Source organism: Sphaerisporangium rufum (assembly GCF_016863395.1).
GTDB lineage: Bacteria > Actinomycetota > Actinomycetes > Streptosporangiales > Streptosporangiaceae > Sphaerisporangium > Sphaerisporangium rufum.
In genome coordinates this window covers 13,168-30,939 of record NZ_BOOU01000070.1, presented here as the reverse complement: position 1 = coordinate 30,939, position 17,772 = coordinate 13,168, and the positions used below count along the sequence as shown (strand labels likewise).

Annotated in this window: 15 protein-coding genes; 3 read left to right on the top strand and 12 right to left on the bottom strand. The window is 76.1% G+C overall.

All coding sequences use genetic code 11. The features are described 5' to 3' along the window. Nucleotides 1-69: 69 nt before the first annotated feature. From Sru01_RS26140 to Sru01_RS26100, 9 genes are all read right to left on the bottom strand, one after another. Nucleotides 70-2,886 (bottom strand): ATP-binding protein, encoded by a 2,817-nt coding sequence (locus Sru01_RS26140; RefSeq protein WP_203990738.1) that lies wholly within the window; start codon nt 2,884-2,886, stop codon nt 70-72. 147 nt (nt 2,887-3,033) lie between these two features. Further along, nucleotides 3,034-3,576, bottom strand: a complete 543-nt coding sequence (locus Sru01_RS26135) for a type II toxin-antitoxin system PemK/MazF family toxin (RefSeq protein WP_203990736.1) — start codon at nt 3,574-3,576, stop codon at nt 3,034-3,036. Further along, a complete protein-coding gene (locus Sru01_RS36355) occupies nt 3,566-6,544 on the bottom strand; it encodes a CDP-glycerol glycerophosphotransferase family protein (RefSeq protein WP_275412212.1) in 2,979 nt (992 codons plus the stop codon). Before Sru01_RS36355 ends, Sru01_RS26135 begins: the two co-directional genes overlap by 11 nt. A 71-nt stretch (nt 6,545-6,615) precedes the next feature. Further along, nucleotides 6,616-6,918 carry an MGMT family protein gene (locus Sru01_RS26125; protein WP_203990733.1) on the bottom strand — a complete coding sequence of 101 codons (303 nt, stop codon included), beginning with the start codon at nt 6,916-6,918 and terminating at the stop codon, nt 6,616-6,618. 7 nt (nt 6,919-6,925) lie between these two features. Then, nucleotides 6,926-7,294: a hypothetical protein gene (locus tag Sru01_RS26120; protein WP_203990731.1), complete on the bottom strand. Its 369-nt coding sequence runs from the start codon at nt 7,292-7,294 to the stop codon at nt 6,926-6,928. A gap of 124 nt (nt 7,295-7,418) precedes the next feature. Further along, nucleotides 7,419-8,687, bottom strand: a complete 1,269-nt coding sequence (locus Sru01_RS26115) for a S8 family serine peptidase (protein ID WP_239137747.1) — start codon at nt 8,685-8,687, stop codon at nt 7,419-7,421. Then, nucleotides 8,681-9,670: a hypothetical protein gene (locus Sru01_RS26110; RefSeq protein WP_203990729.1), complete on the bottom strand. Its 990-nt coding sequence runs from the start codon at nt 9,668-9,670 to the stop codon at nt 8,681-8,683. The genes Sru01_RS26115 and Sru01_RS26110 overlap by 7 nt, the downstream gene beginning before the upstream one ends. A 9-nt stretch (nt 9,671-9,679) precedes the next feature. Further along, the gene (locus tag Sru01_RS26105; protein ID WP_203990727.1) at nt 9,680-11,368 is read right to left on the bottom strand and encodes a S8 family serine peptidase; all 1,689 of its coding nucleotides are present in this window, start codon (nt 11,366-11,368) and stop codon (nt 9,680-9,682) included. A gap of 2 nt (nt 11,369-11,370) precedes the next feature. After that, nucleotides 11,371-12,090, bottom strand: a complete 720-nt coding sequence (locus tag Sru01_RS26100; protein WP_239137746.1) for a hypothetical protein — start codon at nt 12,088-12,090, stop codon at nt 11,371-11,373. 127 nt (nt 12,091-12,217) lie between these two features. Between Sru01_RS26100 and Sru01_RS26095 the strand changes: the two genes are divergently transcribed. Together Sru01_RS26095 and Sru01_RS26090 are read left to right on the top strand one after the other, a co-directional pair. Next, on the top strand, nt 12,218-12,745 hold the full coding sequence (locus Sru01_RS26095) for a hypothetical protein (RefSeq protein WP_203990724.1): 528 nt from the start codon (nt 12,218-12,220) through the stop codon (nt 12,743-12,745). Beyond that, complete coding sequence (locus tag Sru01_RS26090; protein WP_307812082.1) at nt 12,742-13,077, top strand: winged helix-turn-helix domain-containing protein; 336 nt, start codon at nt 12,742-12,744, stop codon at nt 13,075-13,077. Before Sru01_RS26095 ends, Sru01_RS26090 begins: the two co-directional genes overlap by 4 nt. A gap of 183 nt (nt 13,078-13,260) precedes the next feature. Here Sru01_RS26090 and moeZ read toward each other — a convergent pair whose 3' ends face one another. Next, on the bottom strand, nt 13,261-14,439 hold the full coding sequence (moeZ, locus tag Sru01_RS26085; RefSeq protein WP_203990721.1) for an adenylyltransferase/sulfurtransferase MoeZ: 1,179 nt from the start codon (nt 14,437-14,439) through the stop codon (nt 13,261-13,263). A gap of 110 nt (nt 14,440-14,549) precedes the next feature. Then, nucleotides 14,550-15,638, bottom strand: a complete 1,089-nt coding sequence (locus tag Sru01_RS26080; protein ID WP_203990718.1) for an alpha/beta fold hydrolase — start codon at nt 15,636-15,638, stop codon at nt 14,550-14,552. Between the two features lie 327 nt (nt 15,639-15,965). Here Sru01_RS26080 and Sru01_RS26075 point away from each other — a divergent pair, with 327 nt between their 5' ends. Further along, the gene (locus Sru01_RS26075; protein WP_203990715.1) at nt 15,966-16,505 is read left to right on the top strand and encodes a hypothetical protein; all 540 of its coding nucleotides are present in this window, start codon (nt 15,966-15,968) and stop codon (nt 16,503-16,505) included. Nucleotides 16,506-16,776: 271 nt separating this feature from the next. Here the strand turns inward: Sru01_RS26075 and ku are convergent, their stop codons facing one another. Continuing rightward, nucleotides 16,777-17,685 (bottom strand): non-homologous end joining protein Ku, encoded by a 909-nt coding sequence (gene ku, locus Sru01_RS26070; RefSeq protein WP_203990712.1) that lies wholly within the window; start codon nt 17,683-17,685, stop codon nt 16,777-16,779. Nucleotides 17,686-17,772: the final 87 nt, after the last annotated feature.

The following is a 17,772-nucleotide window of genomic DNA, read 5'->3' as shown; positions in this document are numbered from 1 at the left end:
CCGGAAAGGGCGACGGCCGGCCCGCGATCCGGCGGCCGGGGACACCGCCGCGAGCGCCGGCGGGGACGCTCAGGCGGGCGGGGCCACCTGGGTGCGGGAGCGCACGCCGAGCTTGCGCAGCACCGTGGCCACATGGCTCTCCACGGTGCGGGTGGACAGGAACAGCACGTCGGCGATCTCCCGATTGGTGCGGCCCAGCGCGACCAGCCGGGCCACCTCCGTCTCGCGCCGCGACAGCACGTGCGGCTCCCCCCGCCGGCCGCGCGGCAGCGGCACCTCCACCCCGATGTCGCGCAGCGCCCGCCGGCAGCGGGCCGCGTCGTGGGTGGCGCCGAGTTCGGCGAACCGCTCCGCCGGCTCCCGGAAGGCCCGCACCGCGCCGCCGTCGCCGAGCGCGAGCCGGGCCCGCGCCTCCCCCTCGCCGGCCCGCGCCGCCGCGTACGGCTGGGGCAGCGCGTCGTACGCCGCGCGGGCCCGGGCGAAGTGCGCCGCCGCGTCGGCGTGCCGCCGCCCGGCGGCGGCCAGCGCGCCGCGGGCGGCCTCCAGCGCGGCGCCGGCGGCCGGGGCCGTCCGGCCGGCGATCCCGCGGGCGTAGTCGTCCACCAGCTCCGCGGCCGCCGCCGTCCGGCCGCCCCAGGCCAGCGCGGTGACCGCGGCCGGCACCAGCTGCGCTCCCCAGACCCACACGCCTTTGCGGCGCAGCCGGGCCACCGCCCGTTCGGCCTCGGCGACCGCGGCGTCCAGCGCTCCCCGGGCCAGGTGCAGGTCGACCATCCCGCCGGCCGCCGCCAGCACGATCGGGACGTACCGGTCGTCCGGCGCGTCCAGCCCTGCGGCCTGGAAGTGCGCGGCGGCCTCGTCCCATTCGCCGGTCGCCATGGCCAGCAGGCCGAGGACCAGCCAGACGTCCACCGCGATCAGCGGCGTCTCGGTGGCGAGCTCGCCGAGCGCGGCGGCCCGGGCCCGCAGCCCGGCCCAGCGGCCGGTCAGCCAGTCGCGGCGCACCGTCGAGACGTCCAGCAGGTAGGCGGGGTAGCGGGCGCCGGTCTCCGCGGCGAGCCGCCGGCCGCGTTCGGCGAACCGCTCCGCCTCCCGGTACAGCCCGAGCGAGGTCGCCGAGTCGTGCAGGTTGCAGTACGCCCGGGCCGCCTCCCGCCGCACCTCGGTGCACGGGTGCCCGGCCGGCAGCCGGGCGGCCACCGCGAACGCGTCCGGCGACCCGATGATCATCTCGAAGGACGCGCGGTTGGCCAGCACGGCGGCGGCGACCTCGGGGCTGTCGGCGGTCGCCACCAGCGCCTCGGCCCGGGCCATCCACTCCCGGTGCCGGGCCAGCGGCTCGGTGCCCCAGCCCGGCATGGCGAGACCGGCCCAGCCGCGCGCGGCCAGGGCCGGCCGGCCGGTCAGCTCGGCGAGCGCCGCCATGATCTCCGAGCGGCCGGCCGCGGTGTCGCCGCCCTGGTTGGACAGCACCACGCCCAGGTTGAGGCGCGCCTCGCCGCGCGCCCCGTCCGGCAGGAACCCCTCGCGCAGCACGTGGCGCAGCAGCCGCACCACCCGCTGGTGCGACAGGCCGGTGACCGCCAGCCGGCCGAGCCGCAGCGCCAGCGGGGCACGGCCGGCGCCCGGCAGGCCGGGGTCCTCCAGCATGCCTTCGATCACCTCGACGGCCAGCGCGGTGTCGCCGAGCGCCGCGGCCTGCTCGGCCGCGGCGGTGCCGTGCCGCAGCCAGGCACCGGTGTCGCCGGCGTGCCGGGCGTGGAAGGCCAGCTGGACCAGCGGCGGGGAGTCCATCGCACCGAGCGCGGCCATCGCCCGCTCGTGCGCCGACCGGCGCTCCGGCCCGGAGATCGCGTCGTACACCGCCTGCTGGGCCAGCGCGTGCCGGAAGCCGTACCGGCCGCCGGGGTGCTCGTGCAGCACGCCGGCGCGCAGCGCCTCGCCGAGCCCCGCCGGGTCCCCGCCCACCTCGGTGATCAGCCGTTCGGTGGCCGGCCGGCACAGCACCGCCGCCGCCCGCACGGCGGCCACCGCCGCGGCCGACAGCCCGGCCATCCGGTCGGCCATGGCCTCGCGCAGCAGCAGCGGCGCCTTCATCCGGTCCAGCGCGTCCGGCTCCTGCACGCCCGGCAGCGACCGGACCACCTCCTCCACGACGAACGGGATGCCCGCGGTGCGCTCGTGCAGCCGGGCGACGAACGCCGGCGGCAGGTCGGAGCGTTCGAGCAGCGCGCCCGCCAGGCCGGCCACCCCGGAGGCGTCCAGCGGCGCCAGCGGCAGCACCACGGTGGAGGTGTCGGGCTGGTGCCGGTAGGCGCGGCCGAGCAGCGGCCGGGCCACCGCCTGGTCCTCGCGCCGGTAGGTGACCACCATGGCCAGGCCGGCCGGCGGCTGCCCGGTGAGGAAGCGCAGCAGGTCCAGGGTGCCGTCGTCCGCCCAGTGCAGGTCCTCGATGGCCAGCACGGCGGGGCCGACCGCGGCGAGCAGCGCGCGGATCGCCCGGAACATCCGGTGCCGCTCGGCCCGCGGGTCGTCCAGCGGCTGCGGTGCCGGCGGCAGCGCGCCGGCCAGCTCGGGCAGGTGGCCGCGCAGCGCGCCGGTCACCGGGTTCAGCTCGCCGGCGCCGGGCAGCCGGCCGGCCACGTCGCGCAGGGCCTCGAACACCGGCCCGTAGGGGAACGGCTCGCGGAGCTGGTGGCAGTGGCCCAGCAGCACGGCCCGGTCTTGGGCGGTCAGCCGGGCCAAGGCGGCGCGGAGCAGCCGCGTCTTGCCGATGCCCGCCTCGCCTTCCACCAGCACGACCGCCGGCGGGCGGCACATGGCGTCGGCCAGCGCGCGCAGTTCGCCGGCGCGTCCGACCATTACGGGCGAGGGCTCGCTGCTCATGGACAGCTCCAAGCTCACGGGTGCGGGACCCCCCCGGGTCAGTTATCCACTGCCCTCCGCTCATGGTCAACCCCCGCGCGTAACAGGCTTGTTGCGAAACCGGTCAAGGCGTGCGGCGGGGTGACACACGCCGCCGCCGGGGCCGGCTCAGCGGTCGCCGGACCGGCTGCCGGCCTGGTGGCGCGTCACCTGCCGCCAGGTGCGCGCGTCGCACGACTCCGCCGCGCGCTCGCGGAAGCCCCGCCGCCCGACAAAGTGCGTCTCCGACAGGTCGAGCCAGCTGTCCTTGGCCGCGTCCGGGTCCCAGGACCTGGTGGGGATCGGCACGTGGTCGTCGCGTGCCGACTTGTCCTGACTGGTGATCTTCAGCACGTCGGCGCCGCCCGCCCGGGCGCGGACGACCAGGCAGGGGCGCACCTTGGAGCCCGTACCGTCGGAGTAGGGCACGTCGGCCCACCAGATCTCGCGGGGCGCGGGGCGCGGCGGGGCCGCCGGCCGGCGGCCGGGCGCCGGTGCCGGCCGCCGGCCCCGGTCCGGCCGCCTGCCGCCGGGGCGGCGGGCACCGCGACCGGCCGGGCGGGCGGGTCCGCGCCGGCCGGAGCGCTGCCGGGCGAGCAGCAGCACCGTCCCGCCGGCCGCGAGCAGGATCAGCAGGGCCGCCAGCAGCGCGGCGGCGCGGTCAGCGGACATCGGTCGCCGCCGCGGCGCGGGTGAAGACGTGGTCGACCAGCCGGCCCGCGGCCTTGCCGTCCTCGCGGGGCGCGTACTGCCGGACGAACCGCTCGTAGCGCTCGGTGTAGTCGCCGGCCAGGGCGTCGATCAGCCGGACCGCCTCGATGACGTCGGCGCCGTCGGCGAGCAGCGGGCCGGGCGCCTCGGCGCGCAGGTCGAGGTAGAGGCCGCGGGTGTTGCGGTACCGCTCCAGGTCGTACCCGAAGAACACGATCGGGCGGCCGGTGGCCACGAAGTCGTAGACCACCGAGGAGTAGTCGGTGATCAGCACGTCGGCGATCAGCAGCAGGTCGGCCAGGTCGGGATAGGTGGTGACGTCCATCGCGAACGGCAGCTCGCGGCCCATCGGCCCCGGCCGGGCGCGGACCACCGGGCCGGGCACCACCAGGCCCGGCGCGGACGGCGGCGCCTGCATCGCGTGCCCGCGCACCAGCAGCACGTGGTCGCGGCCGAGCGCCCGCCGGGCCTCGGCCAGGTCCAGCCGGACGGTGCCGTTGCGGCGGTCGTGATCGCGCCAGGTCGGGACGTACAGCACCACCCGCCGGCCGGGCGGGATGCCGAGCCCGTGCCGCACCGCCGCCGCCAGCGCGGCCCGGTCGGGGTGCACCAGGACGTCGTTGCGCGGGAAGCCGGACTCCAGCACGTCGCCGCCGTACCCGAAGGCGCGGCGCAGCACCCCGGTGGCCCACGGGCTCTGGGTGACCAGCAGGTCCCAGTTGGCCACCTCGGCGGCCTGGCGGTACCAGGCGGGCGGGCGCGGCTCGCGGGCCAGGTGCCGCTGGTCGCCGCCGACCCGCTTCAGCGGGCTGCCGTGCCAGGTCTGCACGCAGATCTGGTCCTCGCGGGCCCGGAACCACTGCGGCAGCATGCCGTTGGTGACGATGTGCCGGGCGCGGGCCATCGCCGTGTAGTGCTCGCGGCTGCCCTCGCGCACCACCGTGGGCGCGATGCCGGGCGCCAGGCCGAGCGTGCCGGAGTCCGGCGGGACGAACGCGCCGTCCCGCACCACCCAGATGTGCTCGCGGTCGTCGCCGCGGCGCAGCCGCTCCTCGTACACCGCCCGCGCGTTGTCGGAGTAGGAGCGCCCGTCGAAGGAGATGTACACGGTCGCGTCGCGCAGTTCGCGGCGCCGCTCGGCCGGGTAGTGCACCCGGCGCAGCGACCACAGGCCGCCCGCGCCCTTCTCGTCGTCCGGCGTGCGCTCGGCCGCCGTCAGCACCGGCACGTCGAACCGGGTGGCCACCAGGCGGTACTCGCGGCCGTCCACCTCGTGCACGCCCTCGTCGAGGTCGTCCAGCAGGGGGTGGTCGACCCGCAGCGGCGCGGTGACGCCCTTGCCGCCCGCCACCGACAGGCTCCAGGTGCCGGACGCCAGCGCCACCGTGCCGCCGAACCGCGGCATGGCCCCCGGGCTCAGCCGCACGGAGAACGACGACCCCGACCGGGTCAGCGGCACCCGGTAGGCCATGCCCGCCCGCTGGCGCAGCACCAGGTCGCGATGGCCGGGCTCGGTGTCGGGATAGACGCCCGACAGGGTGAGGGTGCCGTCCGCCGCCCACTCGGCCGCGGTGATCACCGGCCAGACGCGGTGCGCGGCGATCACGGCGCGGTCGCGCCGGTCGCGCAGCACGGTCACCTCGCGGCGGTCGAGCTCCACCCGGGTCTCGGTCGCGTTGTCCATCATGACCGGCACCGCCGGGTCGCCCTTGGGCTCGATCCACAGCCGGCGGGCGTCGCGCTCCTTCACCAGCGCGCTGACCGGCACCGCCAGGACGAACCTGGTACCTTCCCCGTCGGGAACGAAGTCGGCGGTCATCCGGTGGCCGCCGAGCCGGGCCCGGCCGCGGGTCACCCGCGCCCCGGGCAGCACACCGGACAGCTCGATCTGGTCGCCGGCCGCGGTGACCGAGGTCAGCTCGGCCCGGGTGGGCTGCAGCACGATCTGCAGGGCGCGGTCGGACGTCCAGGCCGGGCGCACCCACCAGCCGGGCCGGACCGGCAGGCCGGGCGGCCGCTCGGTGCGCCCCATCATCGGCCCGCGCACCGCGCCGGTGGCCCGCGCGCCCCGGCTCCAGATCACGATGTCGGCCCGCCAGGTGGTGGTGTCGGAGATGACCGGCCGGCCGCGCAGCACCCGCCGCAGCCCGTGCACGATCATGCGCAGCGCCGCCCGCCAGCGCAGCGACCACGGCCGCACCTCGGCGACGAAACCCGCCCAGTCGTAGTTGCACCCCGGCTCGGCGGCGCCCTGGGTGACGGCCGGGCAGTGGACCCGGCGGGTGCGCGCCGCCACCGGCGGCACCCCGCGCGGGCCGCGCAGCACCACGGTGGCCCGGTTGAAGCGCCGGCTGCGCACCGACAGCCCGGCCAGGTAGGCGTGCCCGGTGATCCGCAGCCGGCCATCGTGCCAGGAGACGTCGTTGACCTCGGTCACCGGCACCAGGTCGGCCCGGCGCAGCCGGAACAGGCCGCGTGGCGCCTTGACCGGCAGGTCGGCGTACCAGGCGAGGCCGCGGCGGACCCGCCGGGACGGCTCGGCCGCGGCGGCGACCAGGCCGGACAGCTCGTCGCCCTCGGCCAGCTCGGCCGGGTCGCGGTGCTCCACCAGGTAGTAGGCCAGCCGCCGGGCCACCGGCAGCCGCCGCCGGACCGGCGGATCCACGTCGGCCAGGTAGTCGCGCAGCAGGTCGATCGCCTGCCGCAGCCGGGTGGCGTCCCGCCGCGCGGCGGTGTCCAGCCGGGTGCCGAGCGGCCCGGCCAGCGCCTCGGCGTGCAGGCGGCGCCGCTGCCCGCGGGTCAGGCCGGCGGTGCCCAGGGCCGCGATCACGGCGTCGAGCGGCTCTCCACGGTCACAGAGGTCCTGGGCAGCCCGCAGCCGGTCGGCGACGACGTCGCCGGTCCGCGCGGGCGTGGCGCCGGTGGCCATCAGGGAGGCACCGCCTTTCCAGTCGGACCGCAAAGGGCCTACCTGGAATGGTAATGCGACTCACCGGGAACTCATCGAAGATCGCCATGCCAGCGGGCGTGGCGCATGTCGGCGCGGTCGCCGCGCAGCGGGGTGCCCTCCTCGCGCCATCGGGCCAGGCAGCGGGCCTGGTGGCCGGGCGGCGGGGTGCCGTCGGCGTGGGTGACGCGCCACCAGGGGACGCCGCCGCCCCAGGTGGACATGACCCGGCCGACCTGCCGGGGGCCGCCCTCGCCGAGATACTCGGCGATGTCGCCGTAGGACATCACCCGGCCCGGCGGGATGCGCTCGACCAGGTCGAGCACCCGCTCGGCGAAGGGCGTCGGATCGCTCACCGGCGGGTCAGACCGTCCACTGCGCCGGGCCGAGGGCGAGGAGCTCCTCCAGCCTGCCGAATTCGTAGGTGGTGTCGCCGTTCACCTGCGCCACGACGCCGTCCCTGACGAGGTAGGCCTCGCCGTCCTCGCCGACCAGCCGCCCGCCGAGCAGGCCGGCCAGCCGGGCCAGCTGGGCCACCGCCCAGTCGGACGTCGGCGTGCCGTACAGCCGACCGGCCCAGACGGCGACCGGGTGCTCGCGGTCACCGTACCGGGCGACGACCTCGCCGTTCTCGGCGGTCCCTCGCACCAGCAGCCCGACGCCGGCCGACACCCGCGTGAGGTCGGCGTAGGCGACCGGCGTATCGCGGTCCACCCGCAACTCGTATCCCACGAGACGGGAACCCTAGCGAATCTCCGCCGGGCACCGGCGGCGAAAAGCCCGATTTCATGGGCTCTGCCGTCGATTGACCGCCGAACAGCGACCGAAAAGCACCCGGATCGCGGCCGGGGCGTGATCAACGCTGCTCGGAGCGCCGGGTCAGCACCACGATGGCACCGCCGAACGCGGCCAGCCCGAGCACGATGCCGGCCCCGTACACCCACACCCGCAGCGGGTCGGCGCCGGGCGGCTCGGGCGCGGGCGCCGGGGCGCCCGCGCCGAAGCGGAGCCCGTCCGGGACCGGGACCGTGCCGCGGTACCGGGCCAGCTCGCCGGCCCGGGCCAGCGCCGCGCCCGCGTCCACCACGCCGAACCCCGCCTTGTCGTCATAGCCGGCCGCCCGCCCGGCCCGGGCGCCCCGGCCGGCGGGCCGGGCGGTGGACGCCAGCGCCCGTGCCACCAGGTCGGGCGCCAGGTCCGGATACCTGCTCTTGATCAGCGCGGCCACCCCGGCGACCAGCGCGGTGGAGGCGCTGCTGCCCTCCACGGTGGCGTACCCGCCGCCGGGCATCGCCGCCGGCACGCCGACACCGGGCGCGCTGACCAGCACCGAGAGGTTGTCGCTGCTGAACTCGGCCGGCCGGCCGTCGCGGCCGACCGCCCCCACCCCGATCACCCCCGAGTAGCCGGCCGGGAAGCTCCAGAACGAGGTGCCGCGCTCGCGCGCCGCCGGCGACCCGCCGTCGTTGCCGGCCGCGGCCACCAGCACCACTCCCCGGGCCAGCGCGTAGGCCACCGCCAGGCGGTCGGCGCGCTGCGAGACGTACTCGCCGAGCGACATGCTGATGACCTTGGCGCCGTGGTCGGCCGCGTAGCGCACCGCCCGGGACAGCGGGGTCGCGGCGCCCACGATCGACTCGTCGTCCGGGTCGGCCATGTCAGGCGGGTCCTCCTCGCCCTCGGCGATCACCGGGATCGACAGGATCTCCGCCTCCGGCGCGATGCCGCGCAGCCCGCCGTCCCGGCCGGAACCGGCGACCAGCGAGGCCATCGCGGTGCCGTGCTCGCCCACCGGGGCCGCCCGCTCGCCGGTCGCGCTCACCCGCATGTCCGGCGCCAGGGTGACCTTGCCCTTGAGCACCGGCGCGCCGGCATCCACCGCGCTGTCCACCACCGCGACCGTCACGCCCGCGCCCCGGGTGACCTGCCAGGCCCGCTCGGCGCCGACCGCGTCGAGCACCCACTGCTGCCCGGTGCGCGCGTCGTCGGCGGTGGCGGTGCCGATCACGGTGCCGGGCGGCCCGGCGACCGGCACGGCGATCGGCACGGCGATCGGCACGGCGATCGGCGCGACGGCCAGCCCGAGCGCGATCGCCACCACCGCGCGGCCGGCCCGGCTCAGCACGCGTTCCCCTTGGTGCAGCGGGGGATCTCCGGCGGGGCGGCCAGCACGTGGCCGACCCGCCCGGCCACCGACTGGGCGAAGGGCCACAACTCGCTGTGCAGGATCTCCTCCGTGGGAACCGACTCGCGGGTACGGCCGTCGGTGTAGCCGGCGGCGGAGAAGACGATGTACGGCCCGGCGCCGGCCCAGCCGGTGCGCTGGCGCTGGGCGGCGCCGAAGGCGTCGGCCGGCGTGCCGGCGAAGGAGACCGGCCGCACGCCCACCCGGTCGTCCACCGGCAGGTCGGCCGCGGTGTCCACCCGCGTCTCCTCGTCCGGCAGCACGGCCACCCCGACGGTCGCCACGAAGGCCGAGGACTGGTCGACGTAGGTCGCGCGCAGCATGACGCGGCAGCCGTGCCGCCGCAGGGCGGTGGCGACCGGCGCGTCCACCACGGAGGTGCACGGGGCCGCCGCCGCGACGCCCACCCGCCGGGCGACCTGCTTCACCCGGGTGAGGCCGACGTACTCCACCTGTTCGGGGAAGACCTTGCCGGGCGGCAGCGCGTTCCAGCGGCGGGCGACGTCCTGGGCCGCGTAGCGGGCGCGCTCGGCGGCGGTGAGCGGCCGGGGGCTGATCTCCTGCAGCAGGCCGACCGTGCCGAGCAGCACGTCGGTGGCCGCGACCGCCAGCAGCACGCCCATGATCACCAGGAACAGGGTGCGGAACCGGACGCCGCGCTCCAGCTCGGCCCGCCGGGCGGCGTCCTGCCGGGCGGCCGTCGCCCGGGCCCCCGGCCACGGGCGGTCCGCGGCTCCCGGCAGGCCCCGGCCCTCGGATCCCGGGCGGGGGCGGCCCGCGGCCCCCGGGCGGGGGCGGCCCGCGGCCCCCGGGCGGGGGCGGCCCGCGCCGCCGGGCGCGCGGTCGCCGGCGTCGCCGCGCACGCCGGCGGCACGCGCCGGCCAGGGCGAGCTCCGCCGCGGCCGTGGCTCCGGAGGCGACATGGTTCGATGCTACGTCGGGGTGCGCTGCCGCCGCCGCGCCTGGGGTGCCCCGGCGCGGGCGTGTTCATCGTCCGCACCGCCCGGCCCGCCGGAGTGCCCACCACCGGCCTCACCCCGGCCCCTGCCGGTCTCGCCGCGGACGCCGGGGGTCTCGCCGCGGACCTCGCCGGTCTCCCCAAGGACCCCGCCGGTCTCGCCACGGCTCCTGGGGGTCTCGGCCCGGACCCGGCCGGTCCCGCCGCGGATCCCGCGGGCGGCACGCCGCCCGGCACGCGTGCCGGGCCCACCAAAGCCCGCACCGGACTCTTCGGGCTCCCGGTACTCCCGCTCGTGGTGCTCCCCGGGCTCTTGGTGCTCCCCGGCCGGCCGCTCCTGGCGCCCGCGCCGCCGCCCGCGGCGGGCGAGCAGCACCACCGAGACCAGGCCGGCGCCGGCGCATCCGCCCGACACCAGGGCGATCGTCCCGTACAAGGTGATCATGCGGGTGTCCCGCCGGATCACCCGCACCGGCGGCGGGGCCGTCGCCCGGCCGCCCACCGGCCCGGCGCCGGCCGGGCGGGCGGCGTCCTGCACGCCGGGGCCGGCGGCGGTGTGCCGGTGCCGGGCCAGCCGGGACGCCTCGGCCAGCGCCCGGGTGGCGTTCACCACACCGAACCCCATGCCCGGGTCGTAGCCGCGCCCGCGCCGCCGGACGGCGCCGCTGGTGAGGGCCTGGGTCACCAGTGCCGGTGACATGCGCGGATATCTGGCCTTGATCAGGGCGGCGACCCCGGAGACCAGCGCGGTCGCCTGCGAGGTGCCCCGGCCGACCCAGTACTGGTCGCCCGGCCCGGCGCCGAAGATGTCCACCCCCGGCGCGGCGAGCAGGACCAGCGAGTTGCGGTTGGAGAATGACGCCTTGTGCAGCCCGCGGTCCGCAGCGGCCACCGAGATCACCCCGGGCAGCGACGCCGGGTAGGAGTACGGCCCGTCCCGGTGGCCGGCGCCGTCGTTGCCGGCCGCCGCCACCAGCACGACGCCCCTGGCGACGGCGTACCGGATCGCCGCGCGCTCCTGCTCGGTCGGCCGGTCCTTGGAGATCGACATGTTGATGACGTCCGCGCCGTGGTCGACGGCGTAACGGATGCCGCGCGCCACCACGTTCTCGAACCGCGGCTCGGAGTTGAAGCCGCGGAAGCCCGGCTCGCCGTCCTCCAGGATCACCCGCACCGAGAGGATCTTCGCGCGGGGCGCCACCCCGATCACGCCGTCCGAGCGGCCTGGGCCGTGCCCGTGCCCGGCGATCAGCGAGGCCATGTACGTGCCGTGCAGGCGGCGCGGGCGCACCCCGCGCGGGTTGGCGCCGGCCGTCAGGTCCGGCCCGGTGACCACCGAGCCGGCCAGGTCGTGGTGCCGCGGGTCCACGCCGGAGTCGAGCACGGCGACCGTGGCTCCGGCACCCTTGGTGACCCGCCAGGCGGCGGCCACGCCGAGCGTGCGCAGCACCTGGCGCTGGCTGCCGCGCACCGGGTCGGCCGCCGCGGGCGGCGCGGCCAGGGAGGTGCCGGCGCAGCCGATGCCCAGGGCCAGCAGCAGCGCCGGCAGGCGTCCGGCACGGCCGGCAGCACGATTGGCAGCACGATTGGCAGCACGGTTGGCAACACGGCCGGCGGCACGGCCGGCGGCACGGCGGGCAGCACGGCCGGCGGGGAGCGGCATGGTCAGCACTCCCATTCCGCGCGGGCGCAGTCCGGGCGCGCCGGGGTGACCAGGGTGGTGAGGATCCGCTGCTGGAGGTCGGCGACGAAGGCGAAGATCGTGGTCCGCTGGCGCCCCACCGAGCGGGCGGGCCGGCCGTCCACCTGGCCGGCCGTGGCGAGCACCAGGTACGGCCCGGCCTGGACCAGCGAGGCCGACTGCCGGGCGACGGCGGTGAAGCGGTCGCTGACGGTGTGCGGGAAGGCCAGCGCGCGCAGGCCGGGCGCGGGCGCGGCGCCGGGCGGGAAGGCGGCCCGGGCGGCGAGCGCGGACGCCTGGTCGGGGAAGGCGGCCACGCCGATGGTGACCACGACGCCCTGCAGCGCGTCCAGATAGGTCGCGCGCAGCACCGCCCGGCAGCCGGCGGCCTTCATCGCGCCGCGCAGCCGGGCGTCCACCGCGGCGGCGCAGTCGGTGCGCGAGGAGATGCCCACCCGGTGGGCGTACTCCTGGCCGCCCTGCTCGGCGGCGTACGGCAGCCGGGCCGGGAAGATCCGGCCGGCCGGCCAGGCGCTCCAGCGGCGCGCGGTCTCCTCGGCCGCCGCCTGGCGGATCTCCGTGGCGCTCGGGCCGCGGGTCAGCTCGGCACCGGCGACCCCGCCGGCCAGGCCGGCGGCGATCGCGCAGAGGAGGGTGAGCGCCGACGCGGTCAGCAGGGCGGGCCAGGTGCGGGACTCACTCACCTGCCCGACCTTAACGCGCCCGCCGCGCGGCCATCCCGGCTTCGGTCCCGATAAGTCCCGACAGAAAGTACTTGACGGACCGGAAAGTGGAAAGTACTTTCCATATTGGAAACCACATGGAGGACATATGGCGCACGATCCGCGCGACACCGGTCCAGCCCCGCTGGACGCCCCGGCCATCGGCCCGGAGGATGCGGCCCGCGTCCTGCGGGAGATCCGCGCCGGCCAGGCCCGGGTGGTGCGGCATGTCGGCCCCTGGTTCCCCGCCTGGTACGTGACGGGCGTCGGCCTGTTCGTGACCGGCGTCCAGTACCTCACCGAGCCCGGCACCGCCATGGCGCCGGCCGTGATCGGGATCATCATGCTGACGCTGTTGCTGGCCGGGCTGGTGCTGCTCCTGGTGCTGGTGCTCCGCCGGCGACACCGCCCGCACCGCAGCCTGGTCTCCCCCGGCCTGGTGGCCGCGTTCGTCGGGTGGGTCCTGCTGGCCGCCGGCGGCTGCCTGGTCCTCGCCCTGCGCCTCGCCGACGCCGGCGTGCCCTACGCCCGTGCCTGGGCCGGGCTGGCGATGACCGTCTTCCTGGCGGCCACCGGCCCGTGGGTCGGGCGGTCCATCACCCGGCGGATGGCGGCGCGCATCGAGGCGGGCCGGTGAGCGAACTCGACACCGCGATCCACGCTCCGGTCCGGCTGCGGATGATGTCGCTGCTCGCCGCCCTGGAGGAGGCGGAGTTCGCCTACGTCCGCGACGAGCTCGGCGTCAGCGACTCGGTGCTGTCCAAGCACGCCGCCGCGCTGGAGGTCGCGGGATACGTCGTGGTCCGCAAGGGGCACGTGGGCAAGCGGCCGCGCACCTGGCTCGGCCTGTCGGCCGCCGGCCGCCGTGCCTACCAGGCGCACGTCGCGGCGCTGCAGGAGATCGTCGCCCGATCGGGGCTGTCGCTCGCCCCCGACCGGCCCGGCAGGAGAGGGCCCGGCACGACGTGAACGGCCCGGGTCCACCGGAGTGGAACCCGGGCCGCGGCGGCCGTCAAGGCCGGACGGGCTTCGCCGGGCTCCGGCCGACCCGCCAGGTGCGACCGGAGACCGGCCTCGACTGGCGGCCCGGACGGACCCGCCGGCGGACCCCGGTCGAGGTCCGCCGGCGGCCCGCAGGGGCCCGGCGGGGGCTCAGTAGGTGGGCTGCGAAGGGTCCACGGTCTTGACCCAGCTGAGCACGCCGCCGCCGACGTGCACGGCGTCGGAGAAGCCGGCGTCCTTCAGCACCGCCAGCACCTCCGCCGACCGGCCGCCGGACTTGCAGTGCAGCACGATCTTCTTGTCCTGCGGCAGCCGCTCCAGGGCGGTCCCGCGCAGGAACTCGCCCTTGGGGATGAGCGTGGCGCCCGGGATGCTGACGATCTCGTACTCGTTCGGCTCGCGCACGTCGACCAGGAAGATGTCGTCGCCGCGGTCCTGCATCTCCTTGAGCTCCTGGGCGGTGATGGTCGCCCCGCTCGCGGCCTCCTGGGCCTCGACCGAGATGGCGCCGCAGAACGCCTCGTAGTCGATCAGCTCGGTGATCGTCGGGTTCTTGCCGCACAGCGGGCACTCGGGATCCTTGCGGACCTTGACGTCCCGGTACTTCATCTCCAGCGCGTCGTAGATCATCAGCCGGCCGACCAGGGGCTCGCCGATGCCGGTGAGGACCTTGATCGCCTCGTTGACCTGGATGGAGCCGATCGAGGCGCACAGCACGCCGAGCACGCCGCCCTCGGCGCACGAGGGCACCATGCCGGGCGGCGGCGGCTCGGGGTAGAGGCAGCGGTAGCACGGGCCGTGCTCGGCCCAGAAGACGCTGGCCTGCCCGTCGAAGCGGTAGATCGAGCCCCAGACGTACGGCTTGCCGAGCAGCACCGCCGCGTCGTTCACCATGTAGCGGGTGGCGAAGTTGTCGGTGCCGTCCACGATCAGGTCGTAACCGGCGAAGATGTCGAGCACGTTGTCGGTGGTGAGCGCCACGTTGTGGATGACGACGTCGACATTGGGATTGATCTCGCGGACCGACGCGGCGGCGCTCTCCGCCTTCAGCCGGCCGACGTCCGACTGGCCGTGGATGATCTGCCGCTGCAGGTTGGACTCGTCCACGACGTCGAAGTCGATCACGCCGAGGGTGCCGACCCCGGCCGCGGCCAGGTACATGAGGGCGGGCGAGCCGAGGCCGCCGGCGCCGACGCACAGCACCTTGGCGTTCTTCAGCCGCTTCTGCCCCTCCATCCCCACATCCGGAATGATCAGATGGCGCGAGTAGCGGCGCACCTCGTCGACGGTCAGCTCGTCGGCCGGCTCTACCAGCGGTGGCAACGACACAGTTCTACGCTCCCGTTCCGGGGGATCAGTTCGGCGACCGCCCGCCAGGCTACGCGGACCGCCGTCTGTCACCAACCAGGGTGCCACGCCGGGAATTCCCGGCCGGCGCCTCACCCGAAGGCGGGCGCGTTCCGCCTGGCCGGCGCCGACCGCCCGGCGGTCCCGGAGACCGGCTCCGTGACCGGCTCCGTGACCGGCTCCGTGACCGGCTCCGTGACCGGCTCTGTGACCGGCTCTGTGACCGGCTCCGTGACCGGCTCGAGGGCGGGCTCCATGGCGGGCCCGCTCGCGGGTGACCGGCCGCTCTCGCGGTCGGCGGTCTCCAGCAGCAGGGCGCGCACGTGGCGGGCGACGGTGATGGGGAACTCCATCTGCGCGACGTGCCCGGCGCCGGGCAGCAGGACCAGCCGGACGTCGGGGAACGTGCGCCCGGCCCGGGCGGCCATCCGCGGGTCGACCAGCCGGTCGCGCCGGCCGTGCACCACCAGCGTCGGCGCGGCGATCCGGGCCGCGAGCCGCCACAGGCCGGCGTCGCCACGGCGGAAGTACTCGGCCACGATCGCCCGGGCCGAGCGGACCATCGCCGGGGCGGCGTACGGCAGGCCATCGCGGCGGCGCATCTCCTCCACCGCGTCCCGCAGCCGCTGGGGATGGACCCGGGTCAGGTCGGCGTAGCACATGGCCATGCTCGCCTGGACGCGGCGCTCGGCGGGCAGCCGGCTCATCCGGCCGGCCGCCCACTCGTCGAGCCGCAGCGCGGCCGACAGGGCGATCCACGCCGGGCCGTACCGGGGCAGCAGGTCCGGCAGGGCGGGCGAGACCAGGGTGAGGGTGCGCACCAGCTCCGGCCGGGTGGCGGCCACCCGCACCGCGACGGCGCCGCCGAGGGAGTGGCCGAGCAGGTGCGCCGGGGCGCCGGTGTGCTCGATCATCGCCGCGACGGTCTCGGCGTTCGCCGCGACGGAGTAGTCGCCGTCCGCGGGCGCCGGGGAGAAGCCGGCGCCGGGGAGATCAAGCGCGTGCCCCCGGACCTGGTCGCCCAGCTCGCCCATCAGGTCGGTCCAGTTGGTGGCCGAGCCGGCCAGGCCGTGCACGTACACGGCGTTCTCCCGCGGGCCGGCGGGCGTGGTCCGCACGTGGACCTGGCGGCCGCCGAGGTCGATGAACTCGCCCGGCCAGTGCGGAATGGGGTCCTCCATCGTCCCTCCTCTCGCGTGGATCCTCGTCCGACCATAACCCGGCGGCGCCCGCCGCTGTTCCACCCCGGGCGCACCGCGCCGCGGCCGTTCCGCGAACCGGCGGACTTCCAAGATCACGGGATATATCGGGCAAATCGGGAAATATCGAACTGAAAGACATAAGGGGAGGTTAAGGAGCTGCCAAAAGGCCGCGATCCTCGTTTGTCGTATGGGTGGCTAGGAAAACAAGACAAGTGGGAAGACTCGTGATCGAGTCACCCTGGCATTTATCGCAATTCCGATAAATGCCTCCGCTGGGCAACCCGATGCGTCAAGGGGGAAATCGCAATGCCCGTCAAGAAATATGCTGCGCTGCTGACCGTCACCGCGGCACTCACCGGCGGCCTGGCCGGTCTCAGCGCCACCACGGCCACCAGCGCCAGCGCGTCCGCGGCCGTCACCACCTTCGACGGTGGCCTCGACGGCCTGGGCGGCCTGGGCGGCTGGGGCGGCGGCCTCGGCGGCTGGGGCGGCGGCGGCGGCTGGGGCGGCGGCTACGGCGGCGGCTACGGCGGCGGCCAGTGCCAGAACAACTACGGCGGCGGCGGCTACGGCCGCGGCGGCTACGGCGGCGGCTACGGCTACGCCCCGTGGGCCTACGGCGACGAGGACGGCTGGGGCGGCGGCCACCATGGCAAGTACCGCCGGCACCGCCTGTACAACCGGCACGGCGGCGGCCACCGCAACTGCTTCTTCAAGATCGTCGAGGCGCGGTACTTCCGCGCGATCATCGGCCGCAACAACGGCGGCGGCGGCGGCCTCAACTACTGGCGGGACGACCGCCGGTTCCGCCCGAACCACCACCACGGGCACAAGCACTGGCGCTGACCGCCGGTCCGGGCGGGCTCCCGGGCCGACCGGCCCGGTGACCGCCTGACAACCGAGAAAGGGACCCCGGAGCGGCACCACCGTCTCCGGGGTCCCCCGCGCTCGCGGCTCCACCGGAATTCCGGGGTCCGCGGTTTCGCCGATTCCGCGCGCCCGCGGACCCGATTCTCGCGCGTTTCCAGCTCCATCCCGGATTATCGGCCGCCGCCGGATCCGCCACATTATCGCCATTCTCCCGGCGGCCGGCATTCCGGCCGCCGGCGCAGGCGTTTCATGCGGATTTCCGGGCGCGCCGCTTGGGCGCCTCCTTCTTGGCGGGCTTGGCCGGCTTCTCCTCCGCGTCCTTCCCCGCCCCGGCCCGCGCGCCCTTCGCGGCCGGCTTCTTCGGCGCCGCCGGGGCCTTCTCCCGCTCCCGCTTGGCCGCGTCCACGCTGGCCCGCAGCGCCGCCATCAGGTCGACGGCCGGGCCCGCCTCCTCGGCCGCCTCCGGCCGGGCGATCTCCTTGCCGGCGATCTTCGCCTCGATCACCTGCTGCAGGGCCTCCCGGTAGGCGTCGTGGTACTCCGACGGGTCGAACTCGGCGGCCATGGTCTCGATCAGCGACTCGGCCATCTGCAGTTCCTGCGGCCGCACCTCGACGTCCTCGTCCACGAACGCGAACTCCGGCTCGCGCACCTCGTCCGGCCACAGCATGGTCTCCAGCACGAAGACGCCGTCCCGGATGCGCAGGGTGGCCAGCGACTCGCGCTGCCGGAGCGCCACCTTCACGATCGCCACCTGGCCGGTGCGCTCCAGCGCGTCCCGAAGCAGGATGTACGGCTTGACGCCGGTGGCCTCCGGCTCCAGGTAGTACGACTTGTTGAACAGGATCGGGTCGATCTGCTCGGCCGGGGTGAACTGCAGCACGTCGATGCGGCGCGAGGTGCTGAGCGGCAGGTCGGCGAAGTCCTCGTCGCTGAGCACCACCACCTCGCCGCCCGGCAGCTCGTAGCCCTTGGCGATCTCGGCGTACGGCACCTCGGCGCCGTCCACGGTGCACACCCTCTTGTACTTGATCCGCCCGGCGTCCTCGCGGTGCACCTGGTGGAACGAGACGTCCTTCTGCTCGGTGGCCGAGTAGAGCTTCACCGGGATCGTGACCAGCCCGAAAGAGATGGCACCCTTCCAGATGCTACGCATGACCTCTCCTCACCTCGACACCACCGTCGAACAAATGTTCGTTAGCGGCAAGGGCGCACTGCTGTATCTAAATGGGCAGATACCCAG